The 2,726-nt window shown below is 33.1% G+C and carries 5 protein-coding genes and 1 pseudogene; 4 read left to right on the plus strand and 2 right to left on the minus strand.

Going from position 1 to position 2,726, the window contains the following annotated elements:
• Window positions 1-64: 64 nt before the first annotated feature.
• Window positions 65-322, minus strand: coding sequence for a hypothetical protein (locus Megvenef_RS08600; protein WP_322777522.1), 258 nt, complete (start codon window positions 320-322; stop codon window positions 65-67).
• Window positions 323-490: 168 nt separating this feature from the next.
• On the minus strand, window positions 491-1,039 hold the full coding sequence (locus Megvenef_RS08605) for a HEPN domain-containing protein (RefSeq protein WP_322777523.1): 549 nt from the start codon (window positions 1,037-1,039) through the stop codon (window positions 491-493).
• Between the two features lie 33 nt (window positions 1,040-1,072).
• Between Megvenef_RS08605 and Megvenef_RS08610 the strand changes: the two genes are divergently transcribed.
• The 4 genes and pseudogenes from Megvenef_RS08610 to Megvenef_RS08625 form a co-directional block, all read left to right on the plus strand.
• Window positions 1,073-1,228, plus strand: a complete 156-nt coding sequence (locus Megvenef_RS08610; RefSeq protein WP_322777524.1) for a cold-shock protein — start codon at window positions 1,073-1,075, stop codon at window positions 1,226-1,228.
• 17 nt (window positions 1,229-1,245) lie between these two features.
• Entirely contained in the window at window positions 1,246-1,521 is a 276-nt protein-coding gene (locus Megvenef_RS08615) for a SemiSWEET transporter (RefSeq protein ID WP_322777525.1), read from the plus strand.
• Window positions 1,522-1,558: 37 nt separating this feature from the next.
• Entirely contained in the window at window positions 1,559-2,506 is a 948-nt protein-coding gene (locus tag Megvenef_RS08620; RefSeq protein WP_322777526.1) for an Rpn family recombination-promoting nuclease/putative transposase, read from the plus strand.
• Window positions 2,507-2,532: 26 nt separating this feature from the next.
• A pseudogene (locus Megvenef_RS08625) lies at window positions 2,533-2,726 on the plus strand (BAX inhibitor (BI)-1/YccA family protein); the annotation flags it as partial.

The following is a 2,726-nucleotide window of genomic DNA, read 5'->3' on the forward strand; positions in this document are numbered from 1 at the left end:
AAAATCACCGACCTGCTCGGGTCTTGCGATTCTGACCATAGCTCCGCTCATCCGTAGACTATCGCTAGCGTCTATTAGTACTTTTTTTACTATAATAACTATATAATTTATTATAATTGTCTTTGTATAATATTTTCTCTGTAAGTCTATGTGTAAGATAAAATGTACGGTTTAAATGATAACCTTTGCTATTACCGATTTCTTCAAAAAACAATCTAAAATAATTGTAACCATTTAGCATCCTTGGCTGTTCGTCTTTTTTCTCTAAATCAACGAGCAGAATTAGAAGGTTATTATCTTTTTTTAAAGTGCAAGATGACATATTTTGTTATTAATCTCTCTTGGGTCTAATTCTCCAAAGCTTGTTCCGCATAAATATAATCTAGACTTGATTTCTAATATTAGAAATTCTGCTAGATACCTCGTAGCTCTGCTGCGAGTAGAATCATTGTGAACCTCCACTGGTTTACACCCTTGGCCTCTACTCGGCTTAACAGCCGAGTAGAGGCTTGGCTTGCCCCGAAGCTTTTTTTTCCTGTTGCTCAATTGCATCATATATAGATTTAACATTTTTGTAACTACAACTTTTTTGAATATAAAAGTAGCAAATAGCCTCAGTTATATTTTGTAGTAATTTATGTTCTGTAGTAGGAAAATTACTTCTAGCAGAATGTATAACCATGCTTCTAATATCGTAAAACTTTGTGATTACTTTATCGATCTCTTCTTTATTGATCTCTCTATGATTTGTAAGTGTGATTACATGCGAAGCTATCAATTTTATTTTTTTCTCCTTCTCATTTTTCGTATCTGGAAGTAAAGCTTCTATAGAACACATAAAAAAAACAAATTTCATGCTATAATCATTTTCAACACGTGCTTTTGTCATAAAATCTAAAGCCTTTCTAATATTCTGAAATATTGCTTTCTTGTTAGAAAAAATTTTGTCACAAAATTCATTAAATTCTAACTTTTGCAAGTTCTCCGTAGTATCTGCTAGTATTTGGAATGATGATGATAAATTATCAGTTATGGACATTACAACGTCCCCGTAATATATCATCCCGTTAAGTTGTTTAAGCCTAGTGACAAATCAAACGATGTGTTTTTGCATATCTCGGCAGTGGAAGCTATAGGTCTTAGCGATTTAAAAGATGGGCAGAAGATTAGTTATAATATTGAGTCTAATAAAGGTAAGATATCAGCGATCGATATTAAGTTAATATAAAGGATAATTAAACAGTGATGGGCTTTCTAGAATACGTAATAGCTTATCAAGAACTTTTGGGGTTTCTAGCGGCTGGACTAAGTGCTTTTTCTTTTTTGCCGCAACTAATTAAAATTTGGAGATTTCGTTCAGTAAAGGATATATCAACTGGAATGTACGTCATATACGCTGTTAGCGTAATATTATGGCTAATTTATGGAATTATTATAAAGTCAGAACCACTAATTCTAGCTGAAATATTGACGCTGATTTTAGTTTCCGCAATTCTTGCCATGAAGTACTTATGGAAGTAAGCGATAAGGTTATAATTAACATTAACAATATAAAGTCATGACAGCAGAAAAACCAAAACACGATCAATTATTTCGCAAAAGTTTAGAGAATCCAATTGTAGCTTATGAGTTACTACAGGCACATTTGCCTCAAGAAGTTCTAGAGATTATAGATACAAGCACCCTTAAGCTAGAGAAGGAAAGTTTTATAGAACCTGATCTTAGCGCCAGCATTGCCGATGTTTTATTTTCAGCTAAATTTAATGATAATGACGGCTTCATTTATTTGCTTCTCGAGCATCAAAGTACCCCTGAGCATTTTATGGCTTTTCGTTTATTTAAATATATGGTTAATATTTGCGACCGCTATAGACTTGAAAATCCAAAAAGTAAGAACTTGCCATTAATATATCCACTGATCATTTATAACGGCACTAAAAATTATAATGTGCCTCGCAATTTATGGGAATTGTTTAATAATCCGATGCTTGCCAAGAAGTTTTGGGCTGAGGATCATAAGATTGTCAATGTTCATGACATTCCCGATAAGGAGTTTAAAACCAGAATATGGGCGGGAATTCTAGAATTTTTCTTAAAACATAGACATGAAAAGCAATTACTCAAAAGGTGGCAAGAAATTGCCGATATTTTACCTGAGCTAACCAAAATTAGTATCGGTTATGATTATATAAAATTAATTTTACACTATACTTTGCCGTCTATTGATAAAGATGATAAAATCGAATTAGAGAAAATGTTAATCAACACTTTAAATCAAGAAAAAGGAGTAGAGCTTATGACTAGTTTAGCACAAGCGTGGAAAGAAGAAGGTATAGAGATTGGTATCTTAGACGGTGTAAAGATCGGTAAACAAGAGGGGATTAAACTTGGTAAGACCGAAGGTAAAGCCGAGTTAATACAAATGATGCTAAATACTGGCAACTCAGTTGATGATATTGCTAAAGTGACAGGGCTATCCGTTGATGAAATTGAAAAACTTATTTAATTACTAACATTTTTATTGCAAATATTATGAAATACAACAATTACAGCTTTACAAAAGAATCCTCTGGCTACCTTGACGAAGGCTTGAGAATTTACATGCTCTCTATTTATAAAAACATGTCAATGGCTCTTGGTATATCAGGGTTGGTAGCCTATATAATCGGTAGTAACACTCAAATAGCAATGATGTTATTTTCTACTCCGCTTGCATACGCCGTCAT

Origin of the sequence: Candidatus Megaera venefica, assembly GCF_034554655.1 — a bacterium.
In the GTDB taxonomy this organism is placed as follows: domain Bacteria; phylum Pseudomonadota; class Alphaproteobacteria; order Rickettsiales; family Rickettsiaceae; genus Megaera_A; species Megaera_A venefica.

Bases quoted from the DNA above. Each gene is read 5' to 3' on its own strand.
- Megvenef_RS08600 (WP_322777522.1), bottom strand. From the start codon at position 322: ATGTCATCTTGCACTTTAAAAAAAGATAATAACCTTCTAATTCTGCTC.
- Megvenef_RS08605 (WP_322777523.1), bottom strand. From the start codon at position 1,039: ATGTCCATAACTGATAATTTATCATCATCATTCCAAATACTAGCAGAT.
- Megvenef_RS08615 (WP_322777525.1), top strand. From the start codon at position 1,246: ATGGGCTTTCTAGAATACGTAATAGCTTATCAAGAACTTTTGGGGTTT.
- Megvenef_RS08620 (WP_322777526.1), top strand. From the start codon at position 1,559: ATGACAGCAGAAAAACCAAAACACGATCAATTATTTCGCAAAAGTTTA.